Genomic DNA, 19,655 nt, shown 5'->3' with positions numbered 1-19,655 from the left:
CGCCAGCTTTCCCTTGCCAGCCTGCGCCCCCTGCGCTACCGCCCCCGCAAAGGAGACCCCCATGTCCGACACGTCCGCCCTGGAAGAACAGATCGCCCACCTGACCCGCACGGTCGAGGACCTCTCGGACACCGTGGCGAAACAGGCAACCGAGATCGCGCTGCTGACCCGCCGCGTCCAGCTGCTGATGGAGCGCGAGGCCCACCGCGAGGCCGATGCCGGCTCCGGCATCTACATGGGCGACGAGAAGCCGCCGCATTACTGAACGCCCCGGCAGGACTGAACGCCCCGGCAAGCGGGGGCCCTGCCGCAACCCCGTGCGCTCTGTTAGCGCCATCCCGGCAGGATCACGCCCATTCACGCCCGCGTGATCAACGGATCCCCGCCGATACGACCTGACGCCAATGCGCGTCGGGTTGACCCCGGAGGCCTCTCCGAAAACTCTGTACGCACTGCCACAGTTTTCCGGAGACCCCGATGTTCGCACGACACGCCCTTGCCGGCGCGGTCGGGCTTTGCCTTGCCACAGCCCCCGCGCTTCATGCCCAGCCCTCTGCCGGCCCCTCTCCCACCGACGGGCTTTGGGGCGGGGGCTACCGCAGCAGCAAGGGCGGTCAGCTTGAGCTGCGCCTGACCGCCATCGGGGATCTGGCCCGTTTCGACCTGGAGGCGCGGCGCTGGTTCGACCTCGGCTCGCTCGAATGCCACTACGTGATGCGGCTGAACGGCGCCGGGAACGGACACAGCAGCGAACACGGCCCCGGGCAAAGCTACCTCAACACCGCAACCTCCACCTCCGAGGGTTGCCCTGCCGAAGTGGCCTTCGCGCTGACGCGCAGCGATGCCCAGACGCTGACGCTGGCCCCGGCGGCGGATCTGGCCCCGATCCTGTCGAACCTGCCCGACATCACCCTCAGCGGGACCCTGCGCCCGCCCCGCCCCGAGGATCTGCATGCCCCGGTCGCGGGGCTCGACATCCTCGGGATCAGCCCCGGCATGACCCGGCCCCAGACCGAGACGCTGCTGAAGGACGCCGGCTTTGCCCCCACCGGCAAGCGCTACGCGCGACGCGGCAGCGGCTACCGCATCCAGGAAGAGGTCTGGGGCCGCCGCCCCCTGGGCAACGCGGCCTTTGCCGACCGGATCTCGGTGCAGTACACCCCCGCGATGGGCTGGAACGACCTGCCGGAACGGGTCAGCCTGGTGCAGCGGATGAACAGCCCCGAAAGCCCGACCTCGGTCGGGGCGCTGGAAGAGGCCCTGGCAAAGAAATACGGCCCGCCCTACCGCGAGGGCCGCGCCGCGCGTTCCTATGCGGCGGATGGCGGCAACATGACCGATGGCCAGCCCTGCCGGATCAAGGGCCCGCACCAGACGATTTCCTACCGCCATGTCCCGTTCGAGCGGAACGGGTCCCTGATACGTCCCCACGAAAGGCGCGGCACCGTCAATGTCTATTGCGGCCCGACCCTCTCGGTGCGCATCGACGCGGATGAAAGCAGTGGCACGGTGCGCGATTTCCGGCTGTCGATCGTTGATCCCACGCCGCTGTGGCAAAGCTTCTGGCTGACCTGGTCGCACAGGGAAGCCGCCGCGATCAGGGCCGAGTTCGACAGTCTCGGCTCGGCCGATACCGATCTGCCCGATCTCTGAGGCCCCCTCCGGGGCGTTCCGGGGCCGCCCTCCGGCGGCTCCGCTCAGATTTCCTCGACCGTCAGCACCCCGGGCAGGGTGCGGATCGCGCCCTTGACCTGCGGGGTGATCGGAAAGTCCGCATGAGCGTCGATCTCGACCTCGCCGGGCAGGCTGGGGTCGACCAGGCAGAAGTGGATCGGCCCCTTTTGCACGCCGCGCACGCTTTGCACCGCGCCTTCCAGCACCCCCTGCACCGCCCCCAGCCCCGAGGCATCGCTGAGGAAGATCTTCAGCCCGATGGCCCCGGCATCGGCCACAAGCTGGTCCATCGGCACCACCGAATCCGCCAGCAGCTTCAGCTGATCCGAGACCACCTCGGCCTTGCAGGTCACCACCACCTTGGAGCCGTTCTCCAGGAACTCGCGCGAGGCTTCCAGCGCATCGGAGAACAGCGTCACCTCGTAGCCCCCCGTCGGGTCGGACAGCTGGGCGAAGGCAAAGCGGTTGCCGCGCGCGGACTTCCTTTCCTGCCGCCCCGTGACGATCCCGGCGATCTTGGCGACCAGCGGCCCGCCCTGGGCGGCGCGGATCACCTCGTCCATGGTCATGACCTTCTTGCGTTTCAGCGCGCCCATGTAATCGTCCAGCGGATGGCCCGAAAGGTAGAAGCCGATGGCCTTGAATTCCTCGGCCAGGCGTTCGGCGGGCATCCAGTCCTGCGCGGCGCTCAGCCGCGGTTCGGGCAGGTCGTCGCCGCCATCGCCGAACAGCGACACCTGGTTGGAATTCTTCTGCTCCCAGTAGGCGGCGGAATAGCCGACCAGCCCTTCCAGGCTGTCGAAGACCCGGCGGCGGTTGCGGTCCAGCTCATCAAAGGCGCCGGCGCGGGCCAGCATCTCGAGCGGGCGCTTGCCGACCTTCTTCAGCTCCACCCGGCGGGCGAAATCGAAGAGGTTGGCGAAGGGCTTGCCGGCACGACCGCGCACGATCAGCTCCATCGCCTCGACGCCGACGTTCTTCAGCGCCCCCAGCGCATAGTGCAGCGCGCCGTCGATCACCCGGAAGGTCGCGTCCGAACGGTTCACGCAGGGCGGCGTGTAGGGCAGCGCCAGCGCCTTCTTCACTTCCTGGAAATAGACCGCCAGCTTTTCCGTCAGATGGATATCGCAGTTCATCACGCCGGCCATGAATTCGACCGGATGGTTCGCCTTCAGCCAGGCGGTCTGGTAGCTGACCACCGCATAGGCGGCGGCGTGCGACTTGTTGAAGCCGTAGTTGGCGAATTTCTCAAGCAGGTCGAAGACCTCGGAGGCCTTCTTGGCATCGACACCGTTCTTGGCCGCGCCTTCCTCGAACTTGGGACGCTCGGCGTCCATGGCCTCCTTGATCTTCTTGCCCATGGCGCGACGCAGCAGGTCGGCGCCGCCAAGGGAATAGCCCGCCATCACCTGGGCAATCTGCATCACCTGTTCCTGGTAGACGATGATGCCCTGGGTTTCCGCAAGGATGTGGTCGATCGTATGGTGGACCGAGGTGATCTCCCTCAGGCCGTTCTTGACCTCGCAATAGACCGGGATGTTCTCCATCGGGCCGGGACGATACAGCGCCACCAGAGCCACGATGTCCTCGATGCAGGTGGGTTTCATCTGCTTGAGGGCATCCATCATGCCCGAGCTTTCCACCTGGAACACTGCAACCGTGCGCGCGCGGGAATAAAGCTCGTAGGTCTTCGGATCGTCGAGCGGGATCAGGTTGATCTCGTTCTCGCCGCCGGGGGGCGGATCATAGAGCTGCGTGCCATCGGCGGCCACGTGCAGGTCGCGACCGCCACCGTGGATCTGCTGGATGGCGTTCTGGATCACCGTCAGGGTCTTCAGGCCTAGGAAGTCGAACTTCACCAGACCGGCCTGTTCGACCCATTTCATGTTGAACTGCGTCGCCGGCATGTCGGATCTGGGATCCTGGTAGAGCGGCACCAGATGGTCCAGCGGCCGGTCCCCGATCACCACGCCCGCCGCGTGGGTCGAGGCGTTGCGCAGCAGCCCCTCGACCTGCTCGGCATATTCGAAGAGGCGCTTGGCGGGGTTCACCCGACCGTCGCGGATGTCCTGCTCGGTCTCCTTGATCTCCTCGCGCAGGCGGGGTTCGTCACGCAGCGCCTGGGCGATGCCGACGGGCTTCACCCCCTCCACCGGGATCAGCTTGGAAAGCCGGTCCACCTGGCCGAAGGGCATCTGCAGGACCCGCCCGATGTCGCGCACCGCCGCCTTCGACAGCAGTGCACCGAAGGTGATGATCTGCCCCACCTTGTCGCGCCCGTAGCGTTCCTGCACGTAGCGGATCACCTCTTCGCGGCGATCCATGCAGAAGTCGATGTCGAAGTCGGGCATCGAGACCCGTTCGGGGTTCAGGAAGCGTTCGAACAGCAGCGAATAGCGCAGCGGATCGAGGTCGGTGATGGTCAGCGCATAGGCCACCAGAGAGCCCGCGCCCGAGCCCCGCCCCGGCCCGACCGGGATGCCGTGGTCCTTCGCCCACTTGATGAAGTCGGCCACGATCAGGAAGTAGCCCGGAAAGCCCATCCCCTCGATGATGCCCAGCTCGAACTCCAGCCGGGCCTCGTAATCCTCCACGCTGACCGCATGGGGGATCACGGCAAGGCGCTGCTTCAGGCCCTCGACGGCCTGGCGGCGCAGTTCGACCACCTCGTCATCGGCGAAGCGCGGCAGGATCGGCTTGCGCTTGTAGGCCATGAAGGCGCAGCGCTGCGCGATCTCGATGGTGTTCTCGATTGCCTCGGGCAGGTCGGCGAACAGCGTCACCATCTCCTGCGGAGACTTGAAGTAATGCTGCGGCGTCAGGCGGCGGCGCGGCTCGGCCTGGTCGACATAGGCGCCCTCGGCGACGCAGATCATCGCGTCATGGGCGGCGTACATGTCGGGCTTGGGGAAATAGACGTCGTTGGTGGCGACCAGCGGCAGCTCCATGGCATAGGCCATCTCGAGGAAGCCGCGCTCGGTCAGCCGTTCGTTCTGCGGCAGCCCGCCGTCGACCGGGTGGCGCTGCAGCTCCACGTACAGCCGGTCGGGATACATCTTGGCAAAGCGCGTCAGCAGGGCCTGGGCCTCGGGGCGGTGCTGGGTCTGCAGCAGCTGGCCCACCGGACCGTCGGCGCCCCCGGTCAGACAGATCAGCCCCTCGGCATGGCTTTCCAGCTCTTCCAGCGTCACCGCGGGCGGTTCGCCCCCGGCATCGATGAAAAGGCAGGAAGACAGCTCCATCAGGTTCTCGTAGCCCTTCTCGGTCTGCGCCAGCAGCACGACCGGGGCGGCGGGTTTCTGCTTTTCGCCGGGCTCGGGGCGGTGCCACAGCACATCCACCTGGCAGCCGATGATCGGCTGGATCCCCTGCCCCGAGGCGGTGACGGAAAATTCCAGCGCCGAGAACAGGTTGTTGGTGTCGGTCACGGCCACCGCCGGCATCTCGGCCGCGGCACAGAGGCCGGGCAGCTTCTTCAGCCGCATGGCCCCTTCCAGCAGGGAATATTCGGTATGGACGCGGAGGTGGATGAATCGGGGCGCTGTCATGGGGACGATGGTATTGCCGCCGCCCGCCCGCAACAAGACCACCCCTGCATGGCATTGCCGCTTGCACGGAATCGCGTGCCGCCCGATCCTGACCCCGGGGGTCGCAGGCCCCGGGAGGAAATGATGAGCCTGTTCGACACGGTGACGCCGGATCCGGCGCTGGACCTGACGCTGGTGCGCCGGCTCGACTGCCCGCCGGCCCTGCCCTGGCGGCTGTGGACCGAGGATGCGCTGCTGCAACGCTGGTTCACCCCCGCCCCGGTGCGCACCACCGAAGCCCGGGTCGAACCCTTTGCGGGCGGGCGCTTCTTCACCCGGATGGAGATGCCCGACGGCACCGAGATCGCCAGCGAGGGCTGCGTGCTGCAGGCCCTGCCCTGGCGGCTGCTGGTTTTCACGGATACGCTCGGGCCCGGGTTCCGCCCGAAGCCGGGCGGTTTCATGACCGGCTTCATCAGCTTCACCCCCAGCGCCGGGGGCACGCTTTACGAGGCGCTTGTGCGCCATGCCACGGAGGAGGACCGAAAGACCCATGAAGAGATGGGATTTGACACCGGCTGGAACGCCGCGACCGACCAGCTTGCCGCCGAAGCGCAAAAGCTGAAAGCTTAGGCCCTGCCGTCACGCCATTTCCGCTTCCGGTATACCGGGGCTTGCAAAGACGCGCGGCGGCCGCTCTTCTGGGGCAAAATACGACATAAGCCTCCCCTTCTACGCCGCATCGAGGGGATCAACGGGGCATCGGGGTAAGGCGGCGGAAGATTACATATGACACTCTCCTTTCACCTGAACGGAGAACGCGTGGATATCGCGGATATCCCCCCGGCCACGACGCTACTCGACTGGCTGAGGACCTCGCGCGGGCTGACCGGCACAAAGGAAGGTTGCAACGAAGGCGACTGCGGTGCCTGCACCGTCATGGTCACCGGAGAGGACGGGCCGAAGGCGCTGAACGCCTGCATCCTGTTCCTGCCGCAGCTCCAGGGCAAGGCGGTGACCACGGTCGAGGGGCTGAAGGGCCCCGGCGGCGCGCTGCATCCCGTCCAGCAGGCGATGGTGGATCACCACGGTTCGCAATGCGGCTTCTGCACCCCGGGCTTCGTCATGTCGATGGCCACCGCCCAGATCACCGGCGCGGCAGACCATGACCTGACCCTTGCGGGCAACCTGTGCCGCTGCACCGGCTACGCGCCGATCATCCGTGCCGCCGAGGCCGCGATGGAGGCCCCGGTGCCCGCGCATCTGCCCAAGACCTTCACGATGCCGGTCGGGGCCGCCGACACCGCCTTCCAGCCCGAAAGCGCCGATGCGCTGGCCGACTGGTACGCCGCCCATCCCAACGCCACCCTGATCGCCGGGGCCACCGACCTTGGCCTGCACGTCACCAAGGCGCTGCGCGACCTGGGCGAGGTCGCCTTCCTGAACCGCTGCGCCGACCTGAAGGGCCTTACCGTCACCGAGGACGAGATCCGCATCGGGGCCATGACCACCTTCTCGGAGCTGCTGGAGGGCATCGCGCCCTATCACCCGGGGTTCGCGACCATGCTGCGCCGCTTTGCCTCGGTGCAGGTCCGGAATGCCGCGACCGTGGGGGGCAACATCGCCAACGGCTCTCCGATCGGGGACAGCCCGCCCGCCTTCATCGCGCTTGGGGCCAGGCTGCACCTGAGGAAGGGCGATGCCCGCCGCAGCCTGCCGCTGGAGGATTTCTTCCTGGACTACGGCAAGCAGGACCGCGCCCCGGGCGAGTTCGTGGAGGCGATCTCCGTTCCGCGCCAGCCCGACCGGCTGGCCTGCTACAAGCTGTCGAAACGGCCCGACCAGGACATTTCCGCCGTCTGCGGCTGCTTCAACGTGACCGTCGAAGGGGGCGTCGTGAGCGCCGCCCGCATCGCCTTCGGTGGCATGGCGGGCGTGCCCAAGCGCGCCTCCCACGTGGAGGCCGCCCTGCTGGACCAGCCCTGGGAGGAAGGCATCCTGGCCCGGGCCGCCGGTGCCTGGGCGCAGGACTTCACGCCGCTTTCGGACATGCGCGCCTCGGCCGGCTACCGGCTGAGCGCCGCCGCCAACCTGCTGGAACGCTACCTGAGGGCCGACCTGGGCCAGGCCACCGATCTGGAAGGAGTGCGGGCATGAACGAGATCGTCCACAAGTCCCTGCCCCATGATGCCGCGCCCCTGCATGTCTCGGGCGAGGCGCGCTACATCGACGACATCCCCCTGCCCGCCAATACGCTGCACCTGGCTTTCGGGACCTCTCCGGTCGCCAAGGGCGTGCTGAAGGGGCTGGACCTTGCGAAGGTGCGCGCCGCGCCGGGCGTGGTGGCCGTACTGCTGGCGCAGGATCTGCCCTTTGCCAACGATGTCTCCTCGGCGCCGGTGCATGATGAGCCGCTGCTGTCCACCGGCACGCTGAACTACCTGGGCCAACCGGTCTTCCTGGTGGCGGCGACCAGCCATCTGGCAGCGCGCTTTGCCGCCCGGCAGGCGGTCTGGGACATCGAGGAAGGCACCCCGATCCTGACCGTCGACGAGGCGCTGGAGGCGAACAGCTACATCGAGCATCCGCCGCTGGTCTGGACCAAGGGCGACGCGGGGGCGGCGATCACGGCGGCACCGCGCCGGCTGGAAGGCCGGATCGAGATGGGCGGACAGGAGCATTTCTATCTGGAAAGCCAGGCGGCCCTGGCGATCCCGCAGGAAGGCGGGGACATGTATGTCTCCTCCTCGACCCAGCACCCGACGGAGATCCAGCACAAGGTGGCCGAGGCCCTGGGCGTGCCGATGCATGCGGTGCGGGTGGAATCGCGGCGCATGGGCGGCGGCTTTGGCGGCAAGGAGAGCCAGGGCAACCCGCTGGCCGTGGCCTGCGCCGTGGTGGCGCGCGCGACGGGGCGGCCCGCGAAAATGCGCTACGACCGCGACGACGACATGCAGATCACCGGCAAGCGCCATGATTTCCGCATCGACTACACCGTGGGCTTTGACGGGACGGGGCGCATCCTGGGGGTGGATTTCCGCCAGTACACCCGCTGTGGCTGGTCCCAGGACCTGAGCCTTGCCGTCGCCGACCGCGCCATGCTGCATGCCGACAATGCCTACCTGATGGAGCATATCCGCATCGAGAGCCACCGGCTGCGCACCAACATGTGCTCGGCCACGGCCTACCGGGGCTTCGGCGGGCCGCAGGGGATCGTCGGGATCGAGCGGGTGGTGGACCATATCGCCCACGAGCTGGGAATGGACCCCATCGAGGTGCGGCGGGTGAACTATTATGCCGATGCGCCGGTGGGGGCCGTGCATGGGGGCTCTGCCCCCGCGCCTGCGGCGCCCCCCCGAGGTACTTCGGACAAGAAAATGGACCTGACAAGCCGCGGGGCGGCGGCGGCATTTCCGGTCGAGGGGGAGGTTGTGGCCGGGCGCGGGCAGACCACGCCCTATGGCATGGATGTCTTCGACTTCGCGCTGCACCGGATGACCGAGCGTCTGCTGGAAAGCGCGGATTATGCCGCGCGCAAGGCGGCGGTTGCCGAATGGAATGCGCACAACCCGGTGCTGAAGAAGGGGCTGGGCTTTGCGCCGGTGAAATTCGGGATCTCCTTCACGCTGAGCCACCTGAACCAGGCCGGCGCGCTGGTACATGTGTACCAGGATGGGTCCGTGCATCTGAACCATGGCGGCACCGAGATGGGACAGGGGCTGTTCCAGAAGGTGGCGCAGGTCGCGGCCTCGCGCTTCGGGATCCCGCTGGACATGGTGAAGATCACCGCGACCGATACCGCCAAGGTGCCCAATACCTCGGCCACGGCGGCCTCTTCGGGATCGGATCTGAACGGCATGGCGGTGAAGGCCGCCTGCGACACGATCCGCGACCGCATCGCGGGCGTGGTGGCCGCACTGCATCAATGCGCCACCGAGGAGGTCAGTTTCGAGGGCGGCGAGGTGCGCGCGGGCGGCGAGGCCATGCCCTTTGCCAAGGCGGCCATGCTGGCCTACGAGGCGCAGGTGAGCCTGTCGGCCACCGGGCACTATCGCACGCCGGACCTGAGCTGGGACCGCATCCGCGGCCAGGGGCGGGCCTTCTACTACTTTGCCCATGGCGCGGCCCTGTCGGAAGTGGTGATCGACACGCTGACCGGCGAATACCGCTTCCTGCGCACCGACATCCTGCATGACGCGGGCGCCAGCTTGAACCCGGCGCTGGACATCGGCCAGGTCGAGGGCGGCTATGTCCAGGGCGCCGGCTGGCTGACCAGCGAGGAACTGGTCTGGGACGGCAAGGGGCGGCTGCGCACCCATGCGCCCTCCACCTACAAGATCCCCGCCGTGTCGGACCGTCCGAAGGTCTTCAACGTGGATCTCTGGGACGAACCCAACCCCTCGGCGACGATCTACCGTTCGAAGGCGGTGGGAGAGCCGCCCTTCGTGCTGGGGATCGCGCCCTTCCTGGCGCTCTCGGATGCGATCGGGGCCTGCGGTGCAGGCTATCCGGCGCTGGATGCCCCGGCCACGCCCGAGCGGGTGCTGGCCGCCGTGCGGAGGATGCGCGATGCTTGAGCGCGCGGAGCTGGCGCGGGCGATTGCCCGTGCGGGCCGCGTGGTGCGCATCGTCGTTGCCGAGACCCGGGGCTCTGCCCCGCGCGAAGCCGGGACCGCCATGCTGGTGGGCCCGGATTTCGAATGCGGCACCATCGGCGGCGGCACGCTGGAGCATGAGGCCATCGCCACCGCACGGGCCCTGCGGGCGGATCGGTTCGAACGCAAGGCGCTTGGCCCCGACCTTGGCCAGTGCTGCGGTGGCGCCGTGGCGCTGCTTTACGAGATCTGGGATGCCGGGCGGCTGGCGGGAACCGAGGGCGAGGTGCTGGCCCGCCCCCTGCCCGGCACCCCCGGCGCGATGCCCTTCGCGGTGAAGCGGCTGCTGGCCCGGGCGCGCGCCAGCGGCCAAAGCCCGCGTGCCGGCCTGTATCAGGGCTGGATGGTCGAACCGCTGGCCCGGCCCGACCGGCAGGTCTGGATCTGGGGCGCGGGCCATGTCGGGCGTGCATTGGTGCAGGTGCTGGCGCCCCTGCCCGGGATCGCGATCACCTGGGTCGACACCGGCCCCGAGCGCTTTCCCGAACATGTGCCCGAGGGGGTGACCATCCTGCCCGCCGCCGATCCCGCGCTGCTGGCCACCCATGCCCCCGTGACGGCAGAACACCTGATCCTGACCTATTCCCATGCCCTCGACCTGGCGCTGTGCGATGCGCTGCTGCGGCGCGGCTTCGGCTGGTGCGGGCTGATCGGCTCGGCCAGCAAATGGGCACGCTTCCGCAAGCGCTTAGGGGAACGGGGGCATGCCAGCGCACGTATCGCGGGCATCACCTGTCCGATCGGCATTCCGGCTTTCGGAAAGCATCCACAGGAGATTGCAGTCGGTGTCGCTGCCGGGTTACTGCATCGAAAGGTGCAGCAAGACGCCAAAGGGGAACAGACAGCGTGACGGGGACACTCCTATCCATAAGGGGCCTGACAAAGGCCTATCCGGGCGTCGTGGCAAACGATGATGTCAGCTTCGAGATCGGCGAGGGCGAGGTGCATGCGCTCCTGGGCGAGAACGGCGCCGGCAAGTCGACGCTGGTGAAGATGATCTACGGGCTGGTGAAGCCCGACCAGGGCGAGATGGTGCTGAACGGCACCGTCTACACGCCTTCCGAACCCCAGGAGGCGCGCGCCCGCGGCGTCGCCATGGTGTTCCAGCATTTCAGCCTGTTCGACGCGCTGAACGTGGCCGAGAACGTCGCGCTCGGCATGGCGGAGCCGCCGAAGACGCGCGAACTGGCCGAACGCATCCGCACGGTGTCGGAGCAATACGGGCTGCCGCTCGATCCCTGGCGGCTGGTCGGCGACCTCTCTGCGGGCGAACGCCAGCGGGTCGAGATCGTGCGCTGCCTGCTGCAGGATCCCAAGCTGCTGATCATGGATGAACCCACCAGCGTGCTGACGCCGCAGGAGGTCGAGATCCTGTTCGCCACGCTGCGCAAGCTGAAATCCGAAGGGACCTCGATCCTCTACATCTCGCACAAGCTGGAAGAGATCCGCGCGCTTTGCGACGAGGCGACGATCCTGCGGCTGGGCCGCAAGGTCGCGACCTGCACGCCGCGCGAGGTGACGGCGGCGCAGATGGCCGAGCTGATGGTCGGCGCCGAGCTGCACCGCCCCGAGCGCGAACCCTCGGTGCCCGGCGCCGTGCGGCTAGCGCTGAACGGGCTTTCCGTGGCCTCGCCCGGGCAGTTCGGGACATCGCTGAAGAACATCACGCTGGAAGTGCGGGCGGGCGAGGTGCTGGGGCTGGCCGGTGTGGCCGGCAACGGCCAGGACGAGCTGCTGGCGGCGCTGTCCGGCGAGATCCGCGCGAAGCCCGCCATGGTGGTGCTGGACGGGGTCGAGATCGGCGCCAAGGGCCCGGCGGAACGCCGCCGCGCCGGGCTGCTGACCGGTCCGGAGGAGCGTCTTGGCCATGCTGCCGCCCCCGACATGAGCCTGACGGAGAACGCCCTGCTGACCGGCGCCGAGCGCGAGGGTCTGATGGCGAACGGCTTTCTGAAATGGGGCAAGGCGCGGGAGTTTGCCGCGAAGATCATCGAGCGTTTCGACGTGCGCACGCCCGGCACCGAGACCGCGGCGCGGGCGCTGTCGGGGGGCAACCTGCAGAAATTCGTCATCGGCCGCGAGGTGCTGCAACGCCCCGAGGTGCTGGTGGTCAACCAGCCCACCTGGGGCGTCGATGCGGCGGCCGCCGCCACCATCCGGCAGGCGCTGCTGGACCTGGCGGCGGGGGGGGCTGCGGTCGTGGTGATCAGCCAGGACCTGGATGAGCTGATGGAAGTGTCGGACAATTTCGGCGCACTGAACGAAGGACGCCTGTCCCAGATCCGGCCCGCCAAGGGGCTGTCGATGGAGGAGATCGGGCTGATGATGGGCGGCGCCCATGGAATGGAGGTGGCCCATGTCTGAACGGACCATGTCTGAACGGACCACGTTTGCACGCAAGAGGTCCGGAATGGCCGCGGGAACGCCGGTGGCACCGTGCGCCTCCGGCGGGGATATTTCCGGCCAGATGAGGACGAGCCGGGGGGTGCGGGGATGCTGAGGCTGGAGAAACGGCCGCAGCCGTCCAAGACGCTGTCCTATGTGACGCCGGTGCTGGCGGTGCTGATCACCATGGTGGCGGGGGGCGCGCTGTTTGCCGCCCTCGGCAAGGATCCGGTGGTGGCGATCAGGACGATCTTCTGGGATCCGCTGTTCGGGCAGTTCGCCTTCTACTACCTGCCGCAGCTGCTGGTGAAGGCCGGGCCGCTGATCCTGATCGCCATCGGGCTGAGCCTGGGCTTTCGCGCCGGGATCTGGAACATCGGTGCCGAGGGGCAGTACATCCTGGGGGCCATCTTTGGGGCCGGTGTGGCGCTGGCCTGCTATCCCCTTGAAGCCTGGTGGATCTTCCCGCTGATGGTCATCGCGGGGGCCTTCGGAGGCTTCCTCTGGGCGATGATCCCGGCGATCCTGAAGGTGCGTTTCGGCACCAACGAGATCCTGGTCAGCCTGATGCTGGTCTATGTGGCCGAGCAGCTGCTGGCCTCGATGTCGATCGGGCTGATGAAGAACCCCGACGGCTACGGCTTTCCGGGCTCGCGCAACCTGCAGCAATATCCCTCGGCGCATAATGCCGAGCTTATTCCCGACACCGGGCTGCACTGGGGGGTCGTCGCGGCCATCGTGGTGGCGATCCTGGCCTATATCCTGCTGAACCGGCACATCCTGGGCTTCCAGATCCGGCTGACCGGCGAGGCGCCGCGCGCGGCGCGGTTCGCGGGCGTCAAGCCGCCGCGCCTGGTGCTGGTCTGCATGGGCACCGCGGGCGCCCTTGCGGGCATGGCCGGCATGTTCGAGGTCGCCGGCCCCGCCGGGCAGATCAGTGCCGGCTTCAACACCGGCTACGGCTTTACCGCGATCATCGTCGCCTTCCTGGGCCGCCTGCATCCCTTCGGCATCGTGCTGGCCGGACTGCTGATGGCGCTGACCTATATCGGCGGCGAAGCGGCGCAGAGCGCGCTGCAGCTGCCCGGCGCCGCCATCCAGGTCTTCCAGGGGATGCTGCTGTTCTTCCTGCTGGCCGTCGACCTGCTGACCAACTACCGCATCCGCCTGACGAAACGGGAGACCGCGTGATGGATCTGAGCGCAATCAACCCGGTCCTGCTGTTCGCCTCGCTGATGGTCGCCGCGACCCCGGTGCTGATCGCCGCCATCGGCGAGCTGGTGGTCGAGCGCGCCGGCGTGCTGAACCTGGGCGTCGAGGGGATGATGATCACCGGCGCCATCTGCGGCTTTGCCGCCGCCGTGACCACCGGATCGCCGCTGGTGGGCTTCATCGCCGCCGCCGCCGGGGGCGCCGGCCTGTCGCTGCTCTTTGCCCTGCTGACCCAGGTGGCGCTGGCCAACCAGGTCGCCTCGGGGCTGGCGCTGACGCTGTTCGGCCTGGGCCTGTCGGCGCTGTTCGGGCAGAACTACGTCGGGCTGAAGCCGCCGCCCACCGCGCGCCTCGACATCCCGGTGCTGAGCGACCTGCCGGTGGTCGGCCGCATCGTCTTCGGCCATGATCCGGTGGTCTATTTCGGCCTGCTGCTGCTGGTCGCGGTCTGGGCCTTCCTGAAGTTCACCCGCGCGGGCCTGGTGCTGCGCGCGGTGGGCGAGAACCACACCGCCGCCCATGCGCTTGGCTACAAGGTGGTGCGCATCCGCGTGCTGGCGATCCTGTTCGGGGGCGCCTGCGCGGGCCTTGGCGGGGCCTACATCAGCCTGGTGCGGGTGCCGCAATGGACCGAGGGCATGACCGGCGGCGCCGGCTGGATCGCCCTGGCCCTGGTGGTCTTCGCCAGCTGGAAGCCCTGGCGCGTCCTGCTGGGCGCCTGGCTGTTCGGGGGTGTGACAGTGTTGCAGCTGAACCTGCAGGCCGCCGGCCTTGAAATTCGCGCCGAATACCTTTCCATGTCCCCGTATCTGGTCACCATCCTGGTGCTGGTCATCATGTCCGGGCATCGCAGCGGGTCCCCGGGCTCGCTGGGTCGTACGTTCCATGCCTCGCAGTGAGGCGAAATTCTTTAAGGGAAGTCAGGGAGCACAATCATGCATATGAAAAAAAGAACCTTCCTTGCCGGTGCGGCCTCGGCCATCGGCGTCTCGGCCTTCGGCACCGTTTCCGCCATGGCGCAGGACAAGAAGGTCAAGGTCGGCTTCATCTACGTCGGCCCCGTCAATGACGGCGGCTGGTCGCAGCACCACCACGAATCCGCGCTGGCCATGGTCAAGGCCCTGGGCGAGGACAAGGTCGAGCTGGTCGAACAGGACAACGTCCCCGAGGGCCCCGACGCCGAGCGCGCGATGACCCAGATGGCGCTGAACGGCTGCGACATCATCTTTGCCACCTCCTTCGGCTACATGGATCCGGCGATGAACGTCGCCAAGAAATTCCCGAAGGTGAAGTTCGAGCATGCCACCGGCTACAAGACCGCCGACAACATGGCCTGCTACTCGGCGCGCTTCTATGAAGGCCGCGCCATCGAGGGCACCATCGCGGGCCGCATGACCACCACCAACAAGATCGGCTACATCGCGGCCGTTCCGATCCCGGAAGTCGTGCGCGGCATCAACTCGTCCTACATCCACGCCAAGAAGGTGAACCCGGATGTCGAGTTCTCGGTGATCTGGCTGTTCACCTGGCTGGACCCGGCGAAGGAAGCCGACGCGGCGCGCACCCTGATCGAACAGGGCTGCGACGTGATCCTGCAGCACACCGACTCCACCGCGCCGCTGGCCGCCGCGCAGGCCGCCGGCAATGTCATCGGCTTCGGCCAGGCCGGCGACATGATCGAATACGCGCCCAAGCCGCGCGTCGCCTCGATCATCGACAACTGGGCGCCCTACTACGAAGAGCGCGTCAAGGCCGTGGCAGATGGCTCCTGGGAAACCCACAACGTCTGGGAAGGCCTATCCACCGGCATGGTCAAGATCGGCGAGATCACCGATGCCGTGCCCGCCGAGGTGAAGAAGGAAGCCGAGGACATGATCGCGGCGATCTCCTCGGGCGCATATCACCCGTTCACCGGCCCGCTGAACAAGCAGGACGGTTCGGTCTGGCTGAAGGAAGGCGAAGTGGCCGATGACGGCACCCTGGCCGGCATGACCTTCTACGTCGAAGGCCTGAAGGGCGACGTGCCGAGCTGATCGGCCCCGTCTTGACCCTTGCGAACCCCGGTGCCGCTGGCGCCGGGGTTTTCTTTTGCCCGCGGGATCTTGCCCGCCCCGCCCCGGCCTGGCACGCTGGGCGGGAACAAGACGGGCGGCAGAATGCGGCGCAACTGGAGCGAGGCTGAGGTGACAGAGGCGCTGGCGCTCTACCTGCGCCTGCCCTTCGGGCGGCTGCACAGCCGCACCCCCGCGATCATCGCGCTGGCGGAACGGCTGGGGCGGACCCCCTCGGCGGTGGCGCTGAAGCTGACCAACCTTGCCGCGCTGGACGACAGCCTGGCGCGGCGCGGGATGGCCAATGCCTCGGCCACCGACCGACGGGTCTGGGCGGCCTACCGGCAGGACCCCGGGAAGGTGCTGGATGCGGTGATCCGCCAGGGCGACCTGCCCGCCCTGCCCCCGGGCTTTGCCGAACGGCAGGCGGCCTTCGCCGGACGCCAGGGCGAAAGCACCGAGGCCGTGACCCGCATCCGCATCGGCCAGGGCTTTTTCCGGGACATGATCCTGACCTCCTACGCGGGACGCTGCGCGCTGACCGGGATCGAGGACCCGCGCCTGCTGACCGCCAGCCATATCGTCGGCTGGGCCGAGGATCCGGCGGAACGGCTGAACCCGCGCAACGGCATCGCGCTGAACGCGCTGCATGACCGGGCCTTCGACCGCCACCTGATCACCTTTGACGAGGATCTGCGCCTGGTGATCGCCGCCGACGTGCCGCTTGCCGCCCGGCGCCAGCTGGAGCGGATCGACAGCCCCCGCCTGGCCCTGCCGCAGCGTTTCCTGCCCGATCCGGCACTGCTGGAACGGCACCGCCGACGCTTTCACGCCCGCGCGGCCTGAAACGAAAACCGGGCGCCGAAGCGCCCGGTTTCATCCCTCTGCGGATCCGGATCAGATGTCCTTGCGGATCGTCGCGTTCTTCGGATCGTAGGGGCTGTCGACGGTGATTTCGGCATCCCAGAGCTGGTCGAACATCTTCACCTTCAGCTTGGTGCCCGGCACCGCCAGTTCGGGTTCGACATAGCCCATGCCGATGGACTTGCCGAAGGCCACCGAATAGCCGCCCGAGGTCAGGCGACCCACCTTGCGACCCTCGAGGTACAGCGCCTCGCGGCCCCAGGGATCGGCATCTTCCGGACCGTCGATCAGCAGCGTGCAGCATTTCGCGCGGATGCCCTTCTCGACCATGGCGTCCTTGCCGAAGAACTCTTTCGAGAGGTCGATGAAGCGCGGCAGATCGGCCTCGGCGGGGGTCGCATCGCGGCCCAGCTCGTTGCCGAAGGCGCGGTAGCTCTTCTCCTGACGCAGCCAGTTCTGGGCGCGCGCCCCGACCAGCTTCAGGCCGAATTCCTCGCCTGCTTCGACCAGCTTGTCCCAGAGGTGGTTCTGCATCTCGATCGGGTGATGCAGTTCCCAGCCCAGTTCGCCGGTATAGGCCACGCGGATGGCGTTGACCGGGACCATGCCCAGCTCGATCCGCTTGGCGGAAAGCCAGGGGAAGCGCTTGTTGGACAGCGCGGTCTCGGGCTCGGCGTCGCGGATCAGCTTTTGCAACACGTCGCGGGCGTTCGGCCCGGCGATGGCGAAGACGCCCCACTGGGTCGTGACATCCTGCACGATGACCATCTGGCCGGTTTCGGCCATGAAGTCCTCGGCGGCCTTCACGAGGTAATCCTCGTCATAGGCGGCCCAGGCACCGGCAGAGACCAGATAGTAGTCGTTCTCGGCGTTGCGCACGATGGTGTATTCGGTGCGCGTGGTGCCGGCGCTGGTCAGCGCGTAGGTCAGGTTGATGCGGCCGACCTTCGGCAGCTTGTTGCAGGTGAAGCGGTCCAGGAAGGCGGTGGCGCCGGGGCCCTTCACGGTGTGCTTGGCGAAGGCGGTCGCGTCGATCAGGCCGACGGTCTCACGGATCGCCCTGGCTTCTTCCACGGCATATTGCCACCAGGCCCCGCGACGGAAGCTGCGCGAGGCATGGTCGTCAAAGCCCATCGGCGCGTAGTAGTTCGGACGTTCCCAGCCGTTCACGCAGCCGAACTGCGCGCCCTTGGCCTTCTGGCGGTCATAGGCGGGCGAAGTGCGCAGCGGGCGCGCCGCCGGGCGTTCCTCGTCGGGGTGGTGCAGGATGAAGACGTGCTCGTAAGCCTCTTCGTTCTTGGCGACGGCCCAGTCCACGGTCTGCCAGTCGGCATAGCGTTTCGGGTCGAGCGAGGCCATGTCGATCTCGGCCTCTCCTTCCACCATCATCTGCGCCAGGTAGTAGCCGGTGCCGCCGGCGGCGGTGATCCCGAAGGAGAAACCCTCGGCCAGCCACATGTTGCGCAGGCCCGGCGCCGGGCCGATCAGGGGGTTGCCGTCGGGAGTGTAGCAGATCGGGCCGTTGAAATCGTCCTTCAGACCCACGGTTTCCGAGGTCGGCAGGCGATGGATCATCGACATGTATTCCTCTTCGATCCGCTCCAGATCGAGGGGGAAGAGGTCGGCGCGGAAGCTGTCGGGCACGCCGTACTGGAAGCGCGCGGGGGCGCCCAGTTCGTAAGGGCCGAGGATCCAGCCACCGCGTTCCTCGCGCACGTACCACTTGGCATCGGCATCGCGCAGCACGGGATGCTCGGCCCCGCCGTTCTTGCGGTATTCCAGCAGCGCGGGATCGGGCTCGGTGACGATGAACTGGTGTTCGACCGGGATCGCGGGGATCTTGATGCCCAGCAGCTTGGCGGTGCGCTGCGCGTGGTTGCCGGTGGCGGTGACGACATGTTCGGCGGTGATGACGGCGGTTTCCTCGGTCGGCACCAGATTGCCGCCCTTCTCGCCCATCTTGGTGACGGTGACCTTCCATTCGGAGCCGGTCCACTCATAGCCGTCGACCTGCCACTTGCGCTCGATCATCACGCCGCGCTGGCGGGCGCCCTTGGCCATGGCCATGGTCACATCGGCGGGGTTGATGTAGCCATCGGTGGGGTGGAAGATCGCGCCCTTCAGGTCGTCGGTCATCACCAGAGGCCAGCGTTCCTTGATCTGCGCCGGGGTCAGCCATTCGTAGGGCACGCCCGCGGTCTCGGCCGTGGAGGCATAGAGCATGTATTCGTCCATGCGCTCCTGCGTCTGGGCCATGCGCAGGTTGCCGACGATGGAGAAGCCCGCGTTGAGGCCGGTTTCGGCCTCCAGGCTCTTGTAGAACTCGACCGAGTACTTGTGGATATGGGTGGTCGCGTAGCTCATGTTGAAGAGCGGCAGCAGGCCCGCGGCGTGCCAGGTCGAGCCGGAGGTGAGCTCGTCACGCTCCAGCAGCATGACGTCCTCCCAGCCGGCGCGGGCCAGGTGGTAGGCGATGGAAGTGCCGACGGCGCCGCCACCGACGACAAGGGCTTTGACGTGAGATTTCATGAGAGCGGATTCCCTGCGAACTGTCTGGCTCCAGATCTAGCAGGTGCAGCGGATGGCGATGGGTCCAGCCGACACAATGCCGCCTGAAACCGACAATGCCGTTTTTTCACCGTTTGGTTGATGGCGCGGTTGCGGGGGGCTCTGCCCCCGGCCCCCGCTGCGCGGGCGCCTCCCCCGCCACATTTACGGAAAGATGAATGCGGGATGCAAAAACACCGGTCCCCGGAGGGCCCGGCCAAGAGGTGCCTGTTTTCAAGCACATCCGACCATAGGGGCAATGTTCCGGCCGGAGCGCGAATTCGGAACGGATGACCTTTTGCCCGGAGCATCGGGGGGCAGACATGCCGTTGCAAGGCTGCGGAAAGTCTGTTTTGACCTGTCGCGACGTTTCGCGAGGTTTTATCACTTCGCCAGAGAAGGCAGTATGGCGCGAATCCAAACAGCCCCTGCCCAGAAGAGCAATGAAGGGAGTTACCGCTTATGAAGGTTCTTGTGCCTGTCAAGCGCGTGATCGACTACAACGTGAAGGTCCGCGTGAAGGCGGATGGGAGCGGGGTTGATCTTGCCAATGTGAAGATGTCGATGAACCCGTTCGACGAGATTGCCGTGGAAGAGGCGATCCGTCTGAAGGAGAAGGGTGTCGCAACCGAGGTCGTGGCGGTTTCCGTCGGCGTGAAGCAGGCGCAGGAAACGCTGCGCACCGCGCTGGCCATGGGCGCCGACCGGGCGATCCTGGTGGTGGCCGCCGAGGATGTGCA

The 19,655-nt window shown here is 67.4% G+C and carries 14 protein-coding genes; 12 read left to right on the top strand and 2 right to left on the bottom strand.

The window, feature by feature from the left end; genetic code table 11:
• Positions 1 to 61 precede the first annotated feature (61 nt).
• Together KM176_RS23990 and KM176_RS23985 are read left to right on the top strand one after the other, a co-directional pair.
• Positions 62 to 265, top strand: a complete 204-nt coding sequence (locus KM176_RS23990; protein ID WP_160897147.1) for a SlyX family protein — start codon at positions 62 to 64, stop codon at positions 263 to 265.
• Positions 266 to 477: 212 nt separating this feature from the next.
• Positions 478 to 1,653, top strand: a complete 1,176-nt coding sequence (locus KM176_RS23985; protein ID WP_160897146.1) for a hypothetical protein — start codon at positions 478 to 480, stop codon at positions 1,651 to 1,653.
• 44 nt (positions 1,654 to 1,697) lie between these two features.
• On the opposite strand, the gene dnaE is transcribed toward KM176_RS23985, so the two are convergent.
• A complete protein-coding gene (gene dnaE / locus KM176_RS23980) occupies positions 1,698 to 5,222 on the bottom strand; it encodes a DNA polymerase III subunit alpha (protein WP_160897145.1) in 3,525 nt (1,174 codons plus the stop codon).
• 123 nt (positions 5,223 to 5,345) lie between these two features.
• Here dnaE and KM176_RS23975 point away from each other — a divergent pair, with 123 nt between their 5' ends.
• From KM176_RS23975 to KM176_RS23935, 9 genes are all read left to right on the top strand, one after another.
• The gene (locus tag KM176_RS23975; RefSeq protein ID WP_160897144.1) at positions 5,346 to 5,834 is read left to right on the top strand and encodes an SRPBCC domain-containing protein; all 489 of its coding nucleotides are present in this window, start codon (positions 5,346 to 5,348) and stop codon (positions 5,832 to 5,834) included.
• Between the two features lie 156 nt (positions 5,835 to 5,990).
• On the top strand, positions 5,991 to 7,358 hold the full coding sequence (gene xdhA, locus KM176_RS23970) for a xanthine dehydrogenase small subunit (RefSeq protein WP_160897143.1): 1,368 nt from the start codon (positions 5,991 to 5,993) through the stop codon (positions 7,356 to 7,358).
• On the top strand, positions 7,355 to 9,778 hold the full coding sequence (gene xdhB / locus KM176_RS23965; RefSeq protein ID WP_160897142.1) for a xanthine dehydrogenase molybdopterin binding subunit: 2,424 nt from the start codon (positions 7,355 to 7,357) through the stop codon (positions 9,776 to 9,778). Before xdhA ends, xdhB begins: the two co-directional genes overlap by 4 nt.
• Complete coding sequence (xdhC, locus tag KM176_RS23960) at positions 9,771 to 10,706, top strand: xanthine dehydrogenase accessory protein XdhC (protein ID WP_160897141.1); 936 nt, start codon at positions 9,771 to 9,773, stop codon at positions 10,704 to 10,706. The genes xdhB and xdhC overlap by 8 nt, the downstream gene beginning before the upstream one ends.
• Entirely contained in the window at positions 10,703 to 12,220 is a 1,518-nt protein-coding gene (locus tag KM176_RS23955; RefSeq protein WP_215558837.1) for an ABC transporter ATP-binding protein, read from the top strand. The genes xdhC and KM176_RS23955 overlap by 4 nt, the downstream gene beginning before the upstream one ends.
• A 129-nt stretch (positions 12,221 to 12,349) precedes the next feature.
• Positions 12,350 to 13,432, top strand: coding sequence for an ABC transporter permease (locus KM176_RS23950; RefSeq protein ID WP_160897139.1), 1,083 nt, complete (start codon positions 12,350 to 12,352; stop codon positions 13,430 to 13,432).
• Positions 13,432 to 14,352 (top strand): ABC transporter permease, encoded by a 921-nt coding sequence (locus KM176_RS23945; protein ID WP_160897138.1) that lies wholly within the window; start codon positions 13,432 to 13,434, stop codon positions 14,350 to 14,352. The genes KM176_RS23950 and KM176_RS23945 overlap by 1 nt, the downstream gene beginning before the upstream one ends.
• Positions 14,353 to 14,394: 42 nt before the next feature.
• Positions 14,395 to 15,486 (top strand): BMP family ABC transporter substrate-binding protein, encoded by a 1,092-nt coding sequence (locus tag KM176_RS23940; RefSeq protein ID WP_160897137.1) that lies wholly within the window; start codon positions 14,395 to 14,397, stop codon positions 15,484 to 15,486.
• Positions 15,487 to 15,609: 123 nt separating this feature from the next.
• Positions 15,610 to 16,350 (top strand): HNH endonuclease, encoded by a 741-nt coding sequence (locus KM176_RS23935; protein ID WP_160897136.1) that lies wholly within the window; start codon positions 15,610 to 15,612, stop codon positions 16,348 to 16,350.
• Between the two features lie 51 nt (positions 16,351 to 16,401).
• Here the strand turns inward: KM176_RS23935 and KM176_RS23930 are convergent, their stop codons facing one another.
• Entirely contained in the window at positions 16,402 to 18,897 is a 2,496-nt protein-coding gene (locus KM176_RS23930) for a GcvT family protein (RefSeq protein ID WP_160897135.1), read from the bottom strand.
• Between the two features lie 480 nt (positions 18,898 to 19,377).
• Between KM176_RS23930 and KM176_RS23925 the strand changes: the two genes are divergently transcribed.
• The coding region (locus KM176_RS23925; RefSeq protein WP_408004289.1) for an electron transfer flavoprotein subunit beta/FixA family protein at positions 19,378 to 19,655 on the top strand (278 nt) is incomplete at its 3' end.

The organism is Pseudooceanicola endophyticus, from assembly GCF_018760365.1.
Classification (GTDB): domain Bacteria; phylum Pseudomonadota; class Alphaproteobacteria; order Rhodobacterales; family Rhodobacteraceae; genus Pseudooceanicola; species Pseudooceanicola endophyticus.
The sequence above is the reverse complement of the archived record's forward strand: the minus strand, read 5'-3'. Positions and strand labels throughout refer to the sequence as shown.